General features: G+C 66.2%; 16 protein-coding genes. 5 read left to right on the top strand and 11 right to left on the bottom strand.

Annotated elements, in window-relative coordinates:
• The first annotated feature begins 25 nt into the window (after positions 1-25).
• On the top strand, positions 26-775 hold the full coding sequence (gene ubiG, locus shn_RS18495; RefSeq protein ID WP_064331719.1) for a bifunctional 2-polyprenyl-6-hydroxyphenol methylase/3-demethylubiquinol 3-O-methyltransferase UbiG: 750 nt from the start codon (positions 26-28) through the stop codon (positions 773-775).
• 24 nt (positions 776-799) lie between these two features.
• Here the strand turns inward: ubiG and shn_RS18490 are convergent, their stop codons facing one another.
• Genes shn_RS18490 through shn_RS18470 form a run of 5 tightly spaced genes read right to left on the bottom strand, consistent with a single transcriptional unit; the run spans position 800 to position 3,755 of the window.
• Positions 800-1,378 (bottom strand): DUF3291 domain-containing protein, encoded by a 579-nt coding sequence (locus tag shn_RS18490; RefSeq protein WP_064331718.1) that lies wholly within the window; start codon positions 1,376-1,378, stop codon positions 800-802.
• Positions 1,378-1,806: a DUF1178 family protein gene (locus shn_RS18485; RefSeq protein ID WP_064331717.1), complete on the bottom strand. Its 429-nt coding sequence runs from the start codon at positions 1,804-1,806 to the stop codon at positions 1,378-1,380. The genes shn_RS18490 and shn_RS18485 overlap by 1 nt, the downstream gene beginning before the upstream one ends.
• Complete coding sequence (locus tag shn_RS18480; protein WP_064331716.1) at positions 1,803-2,660, bottom strand: carbon-nitrogen hydrolase family protein; 858 nt, start codon at positions 2,658-2,660, stop codon at positions 1,803-1,805. Before shn_RS18480 ends, shn_RS18485 begins: the two co-directional genes overlap by 4 nt.
• 10 nt (positions 2,661-2,670) lie before the next feature.
• Complete coding sequence (grxC, locus tag shn_RS18475; RefSeq protein ID WP_064331715.1) at positions 2,671-2,928, bottom strand: glutaredoxin 3; 258 nt, start codon at positions 2,926-2,928, stop codon at positions 2,671-2,673.
• Between the two features lie 35 nt (positions 2,929-2,963).
• On the bottom strand, positions 2,964-3,755 hold the full coding sequence (locus tag shn_RS18470) for a ComF family protein (protein ID WP_064331714.1): 792 nt from the start codon (positions 3,753-3,755) through the stop codon (positions 2,964-2,966).
• Positions 3,756-3,817: 62 nt separating this feature from the next.
• Between shn_RS18470 and shn_RS18465 the strand changes: the two genes are divergently transcribed.
• Positions 3,818-4,687 carry a methyltransferase domain-containing protein gene (locus shn_RS18465; RefSeq protein ID WP_064331713.1) on the top strand — a complete coding sequence of 290 codons (870 nt, stop codon included), beginning with the start codon at positions 3,818-3,820 and terminating at the stop codon, positions 4,685-4,687.
• A gap of 4 nt (positions 4,688-4,691) precedes the next feature.
• Here the strand turns inward: shn_RS18465 and shn_RS18460 are convergent, their stop codons facing one another.
• The 6 genes from shn_RS18460 to shn_RS18435 form a co-directional block, all read right to left on the bottom strand.
• Positions 4,692-4,874 (bottom strand): Flp family type IVb pilin, encoded by a 183-nt coding sequence (locus tag shn_RS18460; protein ID WP_064331712.1) that lies wholly within the window; start codon positions 4,872-4,874, stop codon positions 4,692-4,694.
• A gap of 38 nt (positions 4,875-4,912) precedes the next feature.
• Positions 4,913-5,230 (bottom strand): hypothetical protein, encoded by a 318-nt coding sequence (locus shn_RS18455; protein WP_064331711.1) that lies wholly within the window; start codon positions 5,228-5,230, stop codon positions 4,913-4,915.
• Between the two features lie 112 nt (positions 5,231-5,342).
• A complete protein-coding gene (gene mutT, locus shn_RS18450; RefSeq protein ID WP_064331710.1) occupies positions 5,343-5,765 on the bottom strand; it encodes an 8-oxo-dGTP diphosphatase MutT in 423 nt (140 codons plus the stop codon).
• Positions 5,762-6,541 carry an N-acetyltransferase gene (locus tag shn_RS18445; RefSeq protein ID WP_064331709.1) on the bottom strand — a complete coding sequence of 260 codons (780 nt, stop codon included), beginning with the start codon at positions 6,539-6,541 and terminating at the stop codon, positions 5,762-5,764. Before shn_RS18445 ends, mutT begins: the two co-directional genes overlap by 4 nt.
• Before the next feature lie 67 nt (positions 6,542-6,608).
• Entirely contained in the window at positions 6,609-7,841 is a 1,233-nt protein-coding gene (argJ, locus tag shn_RS18440; protein ID WP_064331708.1) for a bifunctional glutamate N-acetyltransferase/amino-acid acetyltransferase ArgJ, read from the bottom strand.
• Positions 7,842-7,889: 48 nt separating this feature from the next.
• Positions 7,890-8,789: a peptidylprolyl isomerase gene (locus tag shn_RS18435; RefSeq protein ID WP_064331707.1), complete on the bottom strand. Its 900-nt coding sequence runs from the start codon at positions 8,787-8,789 to the stop codon at positions 7,890-7,892.
• 237 nt (positions 8,790-9,026) lie between these two features.
• Between shn_RS18435 and secA the strand changes: the two genes are divergently transcribed.
• From secA to shn_RS18420, 3 genes are all read left to right on the top strand, one after another.
• A complete protein-coding gene (gene secA / locus shn_RS18430) occupies positions 9,027-11,753 on the top strand; it encodes a preprotein translocase subunit SecA (protein ID WP_064331706.1) in 2,727 nt (908 codons plus the stop codon).
• Positions 11,754-11,996: 243 nt separating this feature from the next.
• The gene (locus shn_RS18425) at positions 11,997-13,424 is read left to right on the top strand and encodes a lipopolysaccharide biosynthesis protein (RefSeq protein ID WP_064331705.1); all 1,428 of its coding nucleotides are present in this window, start codon (positions 11,997-11,999) and stop codon (positions 13,422-13,424) included.
• The gene (locus shn_RS18420) at positions 13,414-14,682 is read left to right on the top strand and encodes a GNAT family N-acetyltransferase (protein ID WP_084438152.1); all 1,269 of its coding nucleotides are present in this window, start codon (positions 13,414-13,416) and stop codon (positions 14,680-14,682) included. The genes shn_RS18425 and shn_RS18420 overlap by 11 nt, the downstream gene beginning before the upstream one ends.
• The last annotated feature ends 41 nt before the right edge of the window (positions 14,683-14,723 follow it).

Below are 14,723 nucleotides of genomic sequence, written 5' to 3'. Positions count from 1 at the left end.
GACACGGACGCGAAGGAGACGAGCCATGAGCGAGGCAGCCCGCACGACGATCGACCAAGCGGAAGTCGACCGCTTTTCGGCGATGGCGGCCGAGTGGTGGGATCCGGCCGGAAAGTTCCGGCCCTTGCACAAGTTCAATCCGGTCCGCCTCACCTATATCCGCGATCTCGTATCCGCCCAGTTCGGCCGCGACCCCGCGGCGCATCGCCCACTGGAGGGCCTGCGCATCCTCGATATCGGCTGCGGCGGTGGCCTGCTCTCCGAGCCGATGGCGCGCATGGGGGCGGATGTGCTCGGTGCGGATGCCTCGGAAAAGAACATCGGCATCGCCAAGGCCCATGCGGCGGGCAGCGGCGTTCCGGTCGACTACCGGGCCGTGACCGCCGAGGCGCTGGCGGAAGCCGGCGAGACCTTCGACGTCGTGCTCAACATGGAAGTGGTCGAGCACGTCTCCGACGTCGATTTCTTCCTCACCACCTGCGCCTCCATGGTGCGTCCGGGCGGCATGATGTTCGTCGCCACGATCAACCGCACGCTGAAGGCGGCGGCGCTGGCGATCTTTGCGGCGGAAAACGTGCTGCGCTGGCTGCCGCGCGGCACCCATCAATATGAAAAGCTGGTGCGCCCGGAGGAGATCGAAAAGCCGCTGATGGCCTCGTGGCTGACGGTGACCGATCGCACCGGCGTGTTCTTCAACCCGCTGTCCAACCAGTGGAACCTGTCGAAGGACATGGACGTGAACTACATGATGGTGGCGCGCCGCGCCTCCGCCTGAAGCCGGTCCGCACGGAAGCTCCGGTCACGCCTTCAACGTCTTCACGACGGCCAGCAGGTCCTGTTGCCCGGTCGCATTGCGCGCGGCTATCGTCTTCACGCTTTCGCGGTCGATGTCGACGGTGTTGCCGTCGGGGCAAAAGGCCGTCTTGAAGGTGAAGGCGCGCGGCGTCGGGCCGTGATCGGCAAGATGCTCCAGCCGCTCGGCGCCATCAGCCCAGAGAGGCCGGGCGCCGTCCGCCACCCACCAGAGCACGAGGGCAGGCCAGGCCTGCCGCTGGTTCCAGTTGCGGGCGTGTTTCAGGGCGTCGGCGTGCACGCCATTGTAGGTGAAGGCCATCAGCGCCTCGAGCCCGCTCCACAGCGAGAGCGAGGAGGGGGCATCGGCAAAGCCGCTGTCGGCGATGAAGCGGGGATAGACCTTCTCGCCCCAGCTTTCCGGCCCCGGCTCGCCCTCATAGCCGGAACGGCCGACGAACCCCTCCGCCCGATTCGCCGCCTCGAAATTCAGCGGTTCGCGCAGGCGGAAGCCTTCGACGCGCGGGCTTTCGTAGTCGTCGACATGCAGGCCGAAATTGTAGATCGCGAGATGATGCCCGCGCATCAGTTGGTTTCGTCGGGCAGGACGGGAAGCGGCGCGACTTCGACGCCCTCCTCCAGTAGCTCGCGCACCTCGTCCGCCGAGGCCCGGCCGATCAGGCCGCGCTGCTCGGCCTCGCCGTAATGGATCTTGCGTGCTTCTTCCGGAAAGCGCTCGCCGACATCCTCCGAATTGGCACGGATGGTCGAGACGATCTCCCGAAGCTTGTTCATCATCTCCTTCTGGCCGGCCTGCACCACGAGCTCCTGGCGGCGCTCCTTCTTGCGGGCGGTCGAGACGGAGGGCGCCATCAGGCGCTTGGCGACATGGGTGGAGCCGCAGGTGGGACAGGAGACGAGCGCCCGCTTCTGCTGGCGGTCGAAATCGTCCGCCGAGCCGAACCACCCTTCGAAGGCGTGCCCGTTGTCACAGGAAAGCTCGTAGCGGATCAAGCGGCAACGCCTCCCTTCGCAGGCGCCTTCGCCGTTTCCAGCGTGAAGGTGCGCCCGTTGCGCAGGTTGGGGATCTTGTCATGCGCGGCCTTGACGGCGGCGCTGTCGACCTCGGCGAGCACGACGGCTTCGCCCGTGCCGCCGGCGCTGGCCAGGACGCGGCCCCAGGGGTCGATGATCATGGAATGGCCGAAGGTCTCGCGGCCGTCCTCGTGCACGCCGGCCTGCGCAGCGGCGATGATGTAGACGCCGTTCTCGATGGCGCGGGCGCGCAGCAGCGTTTCCCAATGGGCTTCGCCGGTCTGCCGCGTGAAGGCGGCGGGAACGGAGATGATCTCGGCGCCGGCCTGGGCCTGTATCTTGAAGAGCTCGGGGAAGCGCACGTCGTAGCAGATGGCAAAGCCGAGCCGTGCGAAGGGAAGGTCCGCCATGCGCGCGACGACGCCCGGCGAATAGACCGCGCTTTCGCGCCAGCTCTCGCCATTGTCGAGATCGACGTCGAACATGTGGATCTTGTCGTAGGTGCAGACCTGTCCGCCATCGGGGCCGAACAGGAAACCGCGATTGGCGACCTTGCCGTCTGCAAGCGCGATGGCGGTGGAGCCGACATGCACGTGGATGCCGAGCTCGGCGGCAAGTTCGGCCGCGGCGGCGACCACGAGATCGTCGGCCTCCGTGCGCAGGATGGCGCGCAGCCCCGCGCGGTCGCGCTGGAGCGCGCCGGTCATTTCCGGCGTCTGGACATAGACGGCGCCCTTGGCGGCCGCCTCGCGCACGAGGCGCCGCATCGTCTCGACATTGCGGACGGGATCGGTCCCGGAGCACATCTGGAGGGCGGCGATCGTTGCGGTCATGAAAAGGTCCTCAGGCGGCGAGCAGGGCGTCGAGCTCGCCGGCGCGCTCCAGCGCATGCAGGTCGTCGCAGCCGCCGACATGGCGTTCGTCGATGAAGATCTGCGGGAAGGTGCTGCGGCCGTTGGCGCGCTTGATCATCTCCTGGCGGATCTCCGGCGCATAGGTCGCGTCATGCTCCTGGTAGGCCACACCCTTGGTTTCGAGAAGTTTCTTGGCGGCGCTGCAATAGCCGCAGAACTGACGCGTATAGATGACGACCGAAGCCATATTCTCCTGCTCCAAAGCTTGGAAAACCTTGTCTTTCATATAGGTCCGGGAAGCGCCCTTGCAAAGGTCAAAACGGTGATGTCGGCGGCGCCCGCCCGTTTCAGCGCGCGCGTGACGGCCGAAACGGTGGCCCCGGTCGTATAGACGTCGTCGACGAGCACCACGCGGCGGCCGAACAGCGCCTCGCGGCCCTCCGGCGTGACGGTGAAGGCGCCGCGCACGTTCTCCTCGCGGGCGCGGGGCCCGAGGCCGATCTGGCGGCGGGTGCGTTTCGTGCGGCGCACGGCATCGACGAGAACGGGCCGGCCGGAAAGCCCGCCGAGCGCGCGGGCAAGTTCCGACGACTGGTTGAACTTGCGCCAGAGGAGGCGGAAGCGATGCAGGGGAACGGGGACGATGGCGTCCGCGGCCTCCACGGTACCGTCGCCGGCCCGCAGCATCCACCCGGCCATCATCGGCGCGAGATCGGTGCGGTCGCGGTATTTCAGCGAATGGACGAGCACGCGGGCAAAGTCGTCGTAGAGTGCGACGGAGCGCAGCCGGTCGAAAGGCGGCGGGTTGGCGATGGCGTCGGCGCTGAGGATGCCCGGGCCGAGATCGTGCGAGAAGGGGGTGCCGAGCACCTCGCAATAGGGGCGCTCGATCAGGGCGAGCTTCGACCAGCACCGCGGGCAGAGGCCTGCACGGCTGCCGAGCAGCACGCCGCAGCCCGCGCAGGCCGGCGGATAGACGAGGTCGAGGGCGCTGCCCGCAAGGCCGCGCAGCCGGCGGGCAAGGGCCTGCCGGAGCGGGACTGCCGGCGCTGCCTCGGCCTCGATTTCGCCCATGCGGTTGACAATAGTCGGTCCAAGCGGCCAAAGCGAATGGAATTGCGAACCGGACCTCTCCCATGGAAACGCTCTTCGACCAATCCCTGATCGACACGAACCGGCGGCGCGCGCTTGCCGGCCAGCCGGCGGATTTCCTGCTCGACGTGGTGGCGCGCGAGCTTGCCGAGCGCCTCAGCGTCATCGAGCGCCGCTTCGAGCGGGCCGTCGAGCTGCACGGCCACACCGGTGCCGCCGCGCGGGCGATCGTCGCGACAGGCAAGGTGGACGGGATGGAGCGGGTGGAAAGCGACGCGCGGTTCGCCGCGCCGGGCGAGGCGCTGACGGTGTCGCCGCTCGAAACGGTGCCGCTGGAGCCGCAGTCGGCCAACCTCGTCGTCTCGCCGCTGGCGCTGCACCTCACCAACGACACGCCGGGTGTCTTCGTGCAGATCCGCCGTGCGCTGAAGCCGGACGGGCTGTTCCTTGCGGCCATCCCCGGCAGCGGCACCCTGCAGGAACTGCGCGAGGTGCTGCTTGCGGCGGAAAGCGAGATGACGGGCGGGGCGAGCCCGCGGGTCATCCCCTTCCCGGATGTGCGCGATGTCGGCGCGCTTCTCCAGCGCGGCGGCTTCGCCCTGCCGGTGACGGACCGGGAGACCTATACGGTGCGCTACGATTCGATCTTTCCGCTGATGAAGGACCTGCGCGCCATGGGCATGGCCAATCCGCTCGCCGGCCGCAGCCGCCGGCCGCTCACGCGCGGCGTCCTCCTGCGCGCGGCGGAGCTTTATGCGGAGCGCTTCTCCGATCCGGACGGACGCATCCGCGCGAGCTTTTCGGTCATCTATGTATCGGGCTGGGCGCCGCACGAAAGCCAGCAGAAGCCGCTGAAGCCCGGCTCGGCGAGGATGCGCCTTGCCGATGCGCTGAAGCAGGGCGGCCGCGGCTGACCGGCTATTTCTTGCCGGCGGAGTCCATGCTGTTCGAGATCGTGGTGAGGGTATCGGAGAGGCCGTTGCTGAAGGCTTCGAGGCCGGCCAGCAGGCCGATCGAGATGAGCGCCAGCAGGAGCCCGTATTCGATGGCCGTGCCGCCGGCGCGGTCGGAGCAGAATGATTTCAGCAATTTCGGCACCATTCCACTCTCCCGCGCCCGTTGCGCATGTCCATGTCTCTTCAGCAGCCGTTGCTGATACCGTTGCCGTTGACGATGCATACGGCACCGGGCATTTCCTGCAGGACGCTGCGGCGCACCGTATAGCGTTTTCCGCCTTCCGACGGGATCGAGCCCGTCGAGATCATGTCGAATTCATCGGGCACATTCGCCATCATGCGCTTGTCGGTCTTTGCGGAGAGGACCGGGGTCAGAACCAGAGCAAGCGCGATGACGGCGGTGCCGAAGAGCAGGGCAAGGTTGAGCGCGCCCGTCCGGCTGTCGCCGGCCGGCGTGAAATCCTTCTCCTGAACGGTTTTCCAGAAGTCTTCGTCACGCATCTGAGGGTCTCGTAGGCATTCATTGCAACGTTAGACCCAATCTTTGAACCATGGTGCTAAACGATTGCTTAACGGAGACTGAAAAAGACGGGGTAAATCCCTGCCGTTCCGTTCAGAGAAGGTCCATCAGGAAGGGAATGAGCGGCTCGTCGGCCGGGGGCATCGGGTAGTCGCGCAACGCCTTCGGGCGCACCCACTTGATCGCCTGTCCCTCGCGGCCATGCGCGGTGCCCTCGAAGCGGCGGCAGATATAGAGCGGCATCAGGAGGTGGAAGTCGTCATAGGTGTGGCTGGCGAAGGTCAGCGGGGCGAGGCAGGCGACCTTCGTGCGGATGCCGAGCTCCTCGTCCAGCTCGCGGATCAGCGTCTCCTCCGGCGTTTCGCCGGGCTCCACCTTGCCGCCGGGAAACTCCCAGAGACCGGCGAGCGCCTTTCCTTCCGGACGCTGCGCCAGGAGGATGCGGCCATCGGCATCGACGAGCGCGCAGGCGGCGACGAGCAGGATGCGGCGGGGTTTCGTTTCGATCTCGCTCATGCCGCGGCAGGCCCCCGGTAGCTGTACTGGTAGACGTCCTTGAAGCCGGCACGGCGATAGAGCGCGATGGCGGCGGCGTTGTCGGCCTCGACCTGCACCCAGGCCTGGCGGGCGCCCTTCAGCTTCGCCCAGCGCAGGGCGGCGTGGAGGACCGCGGTGCCGAGGCCGCTGCCGCGCCGCTCTTTTGCGACGCCGAGCTGGAGGATGCCGACGAGGTCGTTGTCATGCACGGCGATCGCCACGGCCGTCGGGCCGAAATCGGGCTCCTCGAAGATGAAGAGGCCGGTTTCCGGCTTGATGGCGTTGATGATCTCGGTGAGGCCGGGCTTCAGCGCCGGGTCGTCGCCGGCAACGCGGATGCGGGCGTCGACGAAGCGGCCGACGTCGCGGCTCGGCAGATGGTCGAGGCCTTCGTCGCGCGGCAGCGTCGCTAGGTCCGCCATCATGACGATGGTGCGGCCCGCCTCCGCCCAGCCGGCCGCATCCATATGGGCGACAAGCTTCGGCGGCGTCAGCGGCGTCTGGCGCACCAGGAGCGGGCGGCCGTAGTCGGAAAACTTCTTTGCCGCCTTCTGGAGGCGGATGTCGAGGTCGCGGGTGTCGGACGGGTCGAGCGGGTTCACCGAATTCAGCCGGCGCGAGGGGTGGCCGGCGGTCAGGCGGAAGAGCCAGCTTCCGTCATAATGCACGGACGCGGCCGGCCAGGCGCGGAAGCCGACGGCCTCGAGCCGGCGGACTTTCGGCAGATCGCTGATGTTTTCTTCTGATGGCGTCACGCTGCCAGGCCTCTATTTATGCGCGGTACCGGGCGCAAAATCGCTGCACACTTCCGCTGGAACCGCTTTAGCTGCGATAGTCGCCGTTGATCTCGACATATTCCTTGGTGAGGTCGCAGGTCCAGACGGTCGCCTTGCCGGTGCCGAGGCCGATCTCGACGCGGACAGGGATGTCCTGGCGCTTCATGACGGCGGTGGCCGCCTCTTCGGAATAGGCGGGGTCGCGCTCGCCGTCGACGGCGACGCGCACGTCGCCGAACCAGATGGCGAGGCGGTCGCGGTCGGCCATCTCGCCGGATTTGCCGACGGCCATGACGATGCGGCCCCAATTGGCGTCCTCGCCGGCAACCGCGGTCTTGACCAGCGGCGAATTGGCGATGGAGAGCGCGATGCGCTTGGCCGCCGCGTCGTTTTCGGCGCCCTCGACGGTGATTTCCACCATCTTGCGCGCGCCCTCGCCGTCGCGCACGACCTGGAGCGCGAGGTCGCGCAAGAGGTCGTTCAGCGCCGCGCGGAAATCATCGAGCGCGGCATCGTCCGCGGTGACGGGCGCTTGGCCTTCGGCTGCGCCGGTCGCAAAAAGCATCAGCGTGTCGGAGGTCGAGGTGTCGCTGTCGACGGTGACGGAATTGAAGGTCGGGCCGACGCCGGCCGACAGCAGCGATTGCAGCACCGGTGCCGGGATATCCGCATCCGTCACGACGAAGGAAAGCATGGTCGCCATGTCGGGCGCGATCATGCCGGCGCCCTTGGCGATGCCGTTGATGCGCACGGTGACGCCGCCGAGCTCGGCCGTGCGCGTGGCGACCTTCGGATAGGTGTCCGTCGTCATGATGGCCTTGGCGGCCTCGAACCAGAAGTCCTCCGTGCCGGAGGCGGCGAGGCTGTCGAGCACGCCGGAGAATTTCGTCGCGTCGAGCGGCTCGCCGATGACGCCGGTCGAGGCGAGGAAGACCTCGCCTTCGCTGCAGCCGACGGCCCTTGCGGCGGCTTCCGCAGTCATCTTCGTCGATTCGCGGCCCTTGCGGCCGGTGAAGGCGTTCGCATTGCCGGAATTGACCACCACGGCGCGGGCGATCCCGCCGGGCAGGTTGGCGCGGCAGAAATCGACCGGCGCCGAGGGGCACTTGGAGCGGGTGAAGACCCCGGCGACGGTTGCAGGGCGGTCGAACACCATCATCAGCACGTCCGTCCGGCCCTTGTACTTGATCCCGGCGGCGGCGGTCGCCATGCGCACGCCGCGCACCGGCGGCATCTCGGCATAGGTTTTGGGAGCGAGCGGAGAGAGGGAACCGGACATCGTGCTTTCCTGTCAAGAAAGGCCCGGCTGCTGCCGGGCCGTTGTCGATTACTGCTGGCCTTCGGTTTCCGGCGCGGCTTCGCCTTCACCCGCGGCTTCCGGCTTGTTGACCGCGTCATAGGCGGTCTTCAGCGCGGCGTCCTGGATGTCGACGGGGGCTGCGGCCTTGGCCTTTTCCAGGAGCTCCAGATACTTGTCGCGCATGACGAGCTGACGAACCTGGCTTTCGACCTGGTCGAGCGCCGGGGGCTGCTGCTTGCGCTTGTCCTCGATCTTGATGACGTGGAAGCCGAACTGGCTCTTCACCGGCTCCTTGGAATAGGCGCCCTTCTCCAGCGCGAAGGCGGCAGTCTCGAATTCCGGAACCATGCGGCCCTTGCCGAAATAGCCGAGGTCGCCGCCTTCGGACTTGTTCGGGTCGGTCGACTTTTCCTTGGCGATCTCGACGAAGTCCTTGCCGGCGTCGAGGTCCTTGATGATGGCCTTGGCCTCTTCCTCGGTCTTGACGAGGATGTGGCGGGCGCGAATCTCGTCTTCCGGCTCGATGGCGGCGACTTCCTTGTCGTAGCGCGCCTTCACCTCTTCCGGGGTCACGGCGTCGACGACGTGCTTCTTGAAATAGGCATTGTGCAGCTCACGATCGGTGAGGAAGGCGAGGCGCTGCTTGAAGTCGGGCGTATCCTGCAGGCCTTCCTTGCCGGCATCGGCGGCGAGCAGCTTCACGTCGATGATCGAGGAAAGGGCGGCGACGCGCTTCTGCTCGTCCGGCAGGTTGGCGAGCTGCGGATCGAGGCCGGTGATGGCGAGCTTCAGCTCCGATTCGCGGATTTCCAGCGCGCCGACCTTGGCGATGACGGGATCGGCCGCCGCATCCTCAGCGCGGACGCTGGTGCTTGCGGCGGCAATCGCGATGAGGGCGACTGCTGCGAGCTTGCTGTACTTGAACATATCGAAGAGACCTTTCACATCCTCGCCGGAATCGGGCCGATATCCGGTGCCAGACGGCTCAACACCACCAGAATGTGGCAGTTGTGCAACCGCCTGAGCCGTTGACATCATTCGACCCCCCTCTTATCTGTCACGCAATCCCGCGTCCAGAACAGTTTCCGGGCGTCTCAAGGCTTTGCGCGCAAATATCGTGCGACCTGTCACGCGCCGGGTGCCCATAAAGAAAGGACCATCCTGATGGTCAGCCTCGGCGGCATAGCCCGCAAGTTGTTCGGTTCCTCGAACGATCGTCGCATCCGCTCCTACAAGCCCCGCGTCGATGCCATCAATGCGCTCGAACCGCAGATGAAGGCGCTCTCCGATGATGCGTTGCGGGCAAAGACCGTGGAATTCCGCGAACAGCTCGCGGCCGGCAAGACGCTCGACGACATCCTGGTTCCGGCCTTTGCCGTCGCCCGCGAAGCGGCCTTCCGCGTCCTTGGCCTGCGTCCCTTCGACGTCCAGCTCATCGGCGGCATGATCCTGCACGAAAAATCGATCGCCGAAATGAAGACCGGCGAAGGCAAGACGCTGGTGGCGACGCTGCCCGTCTATCTCAACGCGCTCGCCGGCAAGGGCGTGCATGTCGTGACTGTGAACGACTACCTCGCGACGCGCGACAGCGCGCTGATGGGCAAGATCTACGGTTTCCTGGGGATGACGACCGGCGTCATCGTGCACGGTCTCGACGACGACCAGCGCCGCGCCGCCTACGCCTCAGACATCACCTACGCAACGAACAACGAACTCGGCTTCGATTATCTGCGCGACAACATGAAGTACGAGCGCGGCCAGATGGTGCAGCGCGGCCACTTCTTCGCCATCGTCGACGAAGTGGACTCGATCCTCGTCGACGAGGCGCGCACGCCGCTGATCATTTCCGGCCCGCTCGACGACCGCTCCGACCTTTACACGACGATCGACGCCTTCATTCCCATGCTGGAGGAGGCGGACTACGAGATCGATGAGAAGCAGCGCTCCGCCAACTTCTCCGAAGTCGGCACGGAGAAGCTGGAAAACCTGCTGCGCCAGGCGGGGCTGCTCAAGGGCGAATCGCTCTACGACGTCGAGAACGTCGCGATCGTCCACCACATCAACAACGCGCTGAAGGCCCACAAGCTCTTCACCCGCGACAAGGACTACATCGTCCGCAACGACGAGATCGTCATCATCGACGAATTCACCGGCCGCATGATGCCGGGCCGGCGCTATTCGGAAGGCCAGCACCAGGCGCTGGAAGCCAAGGAAAAGGTCACGATCCAGCCGGAAAACCAGACGCTGGCCTCGATCACCTTCCAGAATTATTTCCGCATGTATTCCAAGCTCGGCGGCATGACCGGCACGGCCTCCACGGAAGCCGAGGAGTTCGGCAACATCTACGGCCTCGACGTCGTGGAAGTGCCGACCAACCTGCCGATCCAGCGCCTCGACGAGGACGACGAGGTCTACCGGACGGTCGAGGAGAAGTACAAGGCGATCATCCAGGAGATCAAGGACGCCAAGGAGAAGGGCCAGCCGGTTCTCGTCGGCACGACCTCGATCGAGAAGTCCGAATATCTCGCCGAGCGGCTGAAGATGTCGGGCTTCAAGGATTTCCAGGTCCTCAACGCCCGTTACCACGAGCAGGAAGCCTATATCGTTTCGCAGGCCGGCGTGCCGGGTGCCGTGACGATCGCCACCAACATGGCCGGCCGCGGTACCGACATCCAGCTCGGCGGCAACCTCGAAATGCGCCTGGAGCGCGAGCTTGCCGAGATGGAGCCGGGTCCGGAGCGCGATGCCAAGCGCGATGCCATCGTCGCCGAGGTGAAGAAGCTGAAGGACCAGGCGCTCGCCGCCGGCGGCCTCTACGTCCTCGCCACCGAGCGCCACGAAAGCCGCCGCATCGACAACCAGCTGCGCGGCCGTTCCGGCCGCCAGGGCGACCCGGGCCGCTCGAAGTTCTTCCTGTCGCTGCAGGACGACCTGATGCGCATCTTCGGCTCCGAACGCATGGATTCCATGCTGCAAAAGCTCGGTCTCAAGGAAGGCGAGGCGATCGTCCATCCCTGGATCAACAAGGCGCTGGAGCGCGCGCAGAAGAAGGTCGAGGCGCGCAACTTCGACATCCGCAAGAATCTGCTGAAATATGACGACGTGCTGAACGACCAGCGCAAGGTCATCTTCGAGCAGCGCATCGAGCTGATGGACGGCGAGAACCTCTCCGAAATCGTCGGCGACATGCGCCACGAAGTGGTGGAGAACCTCGTCCGCCTGCACATCCCGGAAAACGCCTATGCCGAACAGTGGGATGTCGCGGGCCTCAAGAAGGGTGTTCTCGAACAGCTCAATCTCGACCTGCCGATCGACGCCTGGGCGGCCGAGGAAGGCATCGACGAGAAGGACATCCTGGAGCGCCTGCACAAGGCGACCGACCAGGCTGCCGCCGATCGCGCGGAGCGTTTCGGCCCCGAGATCATGACCTATGTCGAGCGCTCCGTGCTGCTCCAGACGCTGGATCATCTCTGGCGCGAGCACATCGTCAACCTCGACCACCTGCGCTCCGTCATCGGCTTCCGCGGCTATGCCCAGCGCGATCCGCTGCAGGAATACAAGGCCGAGGCCTTCGAGCTCTTCCAGGCGCTGCTGGCGAACCTGCGCCAGACGGTCACCGCGCAGTTGATGCGCGTCGAACTGGTGCGCCAGGCCGCCGATGCTCCCGCGCCGGTTCCGCCGGAGATGGAGGGCCATCATATCGACGGCACTACCGGCGAGGACGATTTCGGCGACGGCAATGGCGGCGGCTTCATGGCCGTCGGCGTGTCGCCGGAAAATCGCGATCCGAACGATCCGGCGACCTGGGGCCGTGTATCGCGCAACGAGGCCTGCCCCTGCGGCTCGGGCAAGAAATACAAGCATTGCCACGGCGCCTTCGAGCAGGCCTGACCGGCTGCGGGAGCAAATGGCGGATGGGCTATGAGCCGTCGCCCATCCTCCAACGTCATGCTCGGGTCAGGCCCGAGCGCGACGGAAGAGAGGTATGCGGCTCTTGATTCGCTCCCTTTGAATGCCGCCCCCGGGCGGCATTTTCTTTAAGGGCGCGGCCCCCGCCATCCAACCGTTTGTTAACCCTGATCTGACAAGACTGATCCTCGTTCAGTTCTGCGTTGCGTACGGGTTCCTGTGTTGATGGCGGTCATTCAGTCGGCGGAGAAATTGCTGCCATCGGCCCTGCGCGGCAAGGCGGAGCCGCTGGTGCGCGCGCTCGGAACGATCCTCGTCAGCGACGATCCCCGCAACCTTGCCCAGCGCATGGCGCTCGTCACCTTCGCCATCCGCGTCATCAATGCGGCGATCGCCTTTCTCTCGCAGATCATCCTCGCCCGCATGATGGGCGAGTTCGAATACGGCATCTTCGTCTTCGTCTGGGCGCTCGTCGTCATTTTCGGCGACATGTCCTGCCTCGGCATCCACACCACCGTCGTGCGCTTCCTGCCCGACTATGCGGGGCGCAGCGCGCATGCGGAAATCCGCGGCCTCACCTCGACGGCCCGCGTCTTCGCCATGCTGTCCTCGACGGCGCTGGCGGCCATCGGCCTCCTCGCCCTCTGGTTCTTCCATGACGGTTTCGCCGACTACTATGTGGTGCCGCTTTTCGTCGGTCTCTTCTGCATGCCGATGATCGCGCTCGGAGATGTGCTCGACAGCACGGCGCGCGCCCATAGCTGGGCGGTGGTGGCCCTCAGCCCGACCTATATCATCCGCCCGCTGCTGATCCTCGTCTTCATGGTGCTGGCGGTTTTCCTGGACGCGCCGCACACCGCGCTCACCGCCATGGTCGCCGCGCTCGCCGCCACCTACCTTACGACCGTCGTGCAGTTCTTCAACATCCTGCGACGGCTCAGCAAGCGCTACGTCAAGGGGCCGCGCAAGCTGGAATTCTCCCTGTGGATCAAGGCGGCGCTGCCGATCTTCGTGATCGAGGGCTTCGGCTTCCTGCTCACCAATTCCGACGTCATCGTCGTCGGCCTTTATCTCGACCCGGAAAGCGTCGCCATCTATTTCGCCGCGGCGAAGACCATGGCACTCGTGCATTTCGTCTTCTTCTCGGTGAAGGCCGCGGCCGCACCGCGCTTTTCCGCGCTGTTTTCGGCCGGCGACCGGCTGGCGCTGGCGCGCTTTGCCGGCGAGACGGTGCGCTGGAGCTTCTGGCCGTCGCTGGCCGTCGGGCTCGGCGTGCTGGCGCTCGGCCATTTCCTGCTGTCGCTGTTCGGCGCCGCCTTCACGGCCGGCTACAGCCTGATGTTCATCCTCTTCGTCGGCATTCTCGCCAAGGCGCTGATCGGGCCGGGCGAGGTGCTGCTCACCATGGCCGGCCAGCAGAAACTCTGCGTCGTCGTCTATGCCGTGGCGCTGGCGGCGAACATCGGCTTCAACGTCACGCTCATTCCGCTTTTCGGCCTGACGGGCGCGGCGGCCGCCACCGCCGGCGCCATGATCGTCGAGGCGCTGCTGCTGCACCTCGTCGTGCGCCGGAAACTCTCCATCATTCTCTTCGCCTTCGCCAATCCGGTGCAGGCAAGCCTTGCCAACGGGATGGACCGCCATGACCGATAGCCACGGCTTCGACCACACGATCGCGGCAGGCCGCGCCCAGGCCGCCATTCCGCCCGCCCTGCCGCATGCCCCGCCGGCGGACCAGCGCCTCGCCGTCGGCCGCCCCGGCCGGTCGCTGGCGCTTTATCCGGCGACGGCCGGCTATGAGTTGCAGCAGGAACTCGATTTCCTGTCGAACCGCGTCATGGAGCCGAACGTCTTCTTCACCGGCCGCTTCCTGGCGCCCGCCATGCCGCGCCTGGAAGACCGCACCGTGCGCCTTTCCGTGCTGCGCGACGAGGGCGCCGGGCGCAGCCGCATGCGCTTCCTCATGCCCTTCTCCATCGAGAAGCCGGGCTTTTCCATCGGCTCCAGCATCCTGCGCGCCTGGTCGAACCCGTTCGGGCCGCTCGGCACGCCGCTCGTCGATGCCGAGGATGCCGCCGAGACGCTCGACAACGTGCTGGAAGCCCTCGGCGGCACCGGCAGCGGCCTGCCGGGCATCCTCGTCCTGCCGGACCTGCGGCTCAACGGCGCCTTCGCGCAACTGATGCGCGCCGTCGCCATTGGCCGGAACCTGCCGGTCACCGTCACCGATACCTATCGCCGGCCGATGCTGGAGAGCCTGCTCGACGGCCAGACCTATCTGCAGCAGGCCATCTCGCCGGAACATTTCCGCGAGTTGCGCCGGCAATGGCGCAAGCTCGACGCGATGGGCGCGCTTTTCTACAACGTCGCCCGCCAGCCCGCCGATATCCGGCTGCGCATGGAGGAGTTCCTGTTGCTCGAGGCTTCCGGCTGGAAGGGCCGCGGCCGCACGGCGATGATCAACGATCGCTACCGTGCCGCCTTCGCCCGCGAGGCGGTCAGCAACCTTGCCGAGACCGACGGCGTGCGCATCCACACGCTCGACCTCGACGGCCGCGCCATCGCCTCGATGATCGTCTTCATGATGGGCGGCGAGGCCTATACGTGGAAGACGGCCTATGACGAGGAATATGCAAAGTTCTCGCCCGGCAAGCTGCTGGTGGCGGAACTGACGGAGTGGCATCTCGACGACGCCAATATCACGCGGTCCGATTCCTGTGCGGTGCCGGATCATCCGGTCATGAGCCGCTTCTGGGAAGAGCGCGAGGACATGGGCACGCTCGTCGTCGGCCTGCAGCAGAACCGTGACCGCGACGTGCGCCAGGTGGCGACGCAGCTTCACCTCTATCGCAACACGCGCAATGTCGCGCGGCTGCTACGCGAGAAGATCCGCGCGCTCGCGCGCCGCTGAGGCCATTCCGGCCCGGTTCAATATTCGAAGGCGCTAAAGAA

The sequence above is a fragment of the Shinella sp. HZN7 genome, from assembly GCF_001652565.1.
Classification (GTDB): Bacteria; Pseudomonadota; Alphaproteobacteria; order Rhizobiales; family Rhizobiaceae; genus Shinella; species Shinella granuli.
Note: the sequence above shows the minus strand (reverse complement) of the source record. Positions and strands in the feature narration are given on the sequence as shown.

What these genes read in the sequence shown, in the direction of transcription:
- ubiG (WP_064331719.1), top strand. Translation starts at nt 26, where the DNA reads ATGAGCGAGGCAGCCCGCACGACGATCGACCAAGCGGAAGTCGACCGC.
- shn_RS18460 (WP_064331712.1), bottom strand. Translation starts at nt 4,874, where the DNA reads ATGGTGCCGAAATTGCTGAAATCATTCTGCTCCGACCGCGCCGGCGGC.
- shn_RS18490 (WP_064331718.1), bottom strand. Translation starts at nt 1,378, where the DNA reads ATGCGCGGGCATCATCTCGCGATCTACAATTTCGGCCTGCATGTCGAC.
- argJ (WP_064331708.1), bottom strand. Translation starts at nt 7,841, where the DNA reads ATGTCCGGTTCCCTCTCTCCGCTCGCTCCCAAAACCTATGCCGAGATG.
- secA (WP_064331706.1), top strand. Translation starts at nt 9,027, where the DNA reads ATGGTCAGCCTCGGCGGCATAGCCCGCAAGTTGTTCGGTTCCTCGAAC.
- grxC (WP_064331715.1), bottom strand. Translation starts at nt 2,928, where the DNA reads ATGGCTTCGGTCGTCATCTATACGCGTCAGTTCTGCGGCTATTGCAGC.
- shn_RS18480 (WP_064331716.1), bottom strand. Translation starts at nt 2,660, where the DNA reads ATGACCGCAACGATCGCCGCCCTCCAGATGTGCTCCGGGACCGATCCC.
- shn_RS18435 (WP_064331707.1), bottom strand. Translation starts at nt 8,789, where the DNA reads ATGTTCAAGTACAGCAAGCTCGCAGCAGTCGCCCTCATCGCGATTGCC.
- shn_RS18465 (WP_064331713.1), top strand. Translation starts at nt 3,818, where the DNA reads ATGGAAACGCTCTTCGACCAATCCCTGATCGACACGAACCGGCGGCGC.
- shn_RS18425 (WP_064331705.1), top strand. Translation starts at nt 11,997, where the DNA reads ATGGCGGTCATTCAGTCGGCGGAGAAATTGCTGCCATCGGCCCTGCGC.
- shn_RS18455 (WP_064331711.1), bottom strand. Translation starts at nt 5,230, where the DNA reads ATGCGTGACGAAGACTTCTGGAAAACCGTTCAGGAGAAGGATTTCACG.
- shn_RS18470 (WP_064331714.1), bottom strand. Translation starts at nt 3,755, where the DNA reads ATGGGCGAAATCGAGGCCGAGGCAGCGCCGGCAGTCCCGCTCCGGCAG.
- mutT (WP_064331710.1), bottom strand. Translation starts at nt 5,765, where the DNA reads ATGAGCGAGATCGAAACGAAACCCCGCCGCATCCTGCTCGTCGCCGCC.
- shn_RS18420 (WP_084438152.1), top strand. Translation starts at nt 13,414, where the DNA reads ATGACCGATAGCCACGGCTTCGACCACACGATCGCGGCAGGCCGCGCC.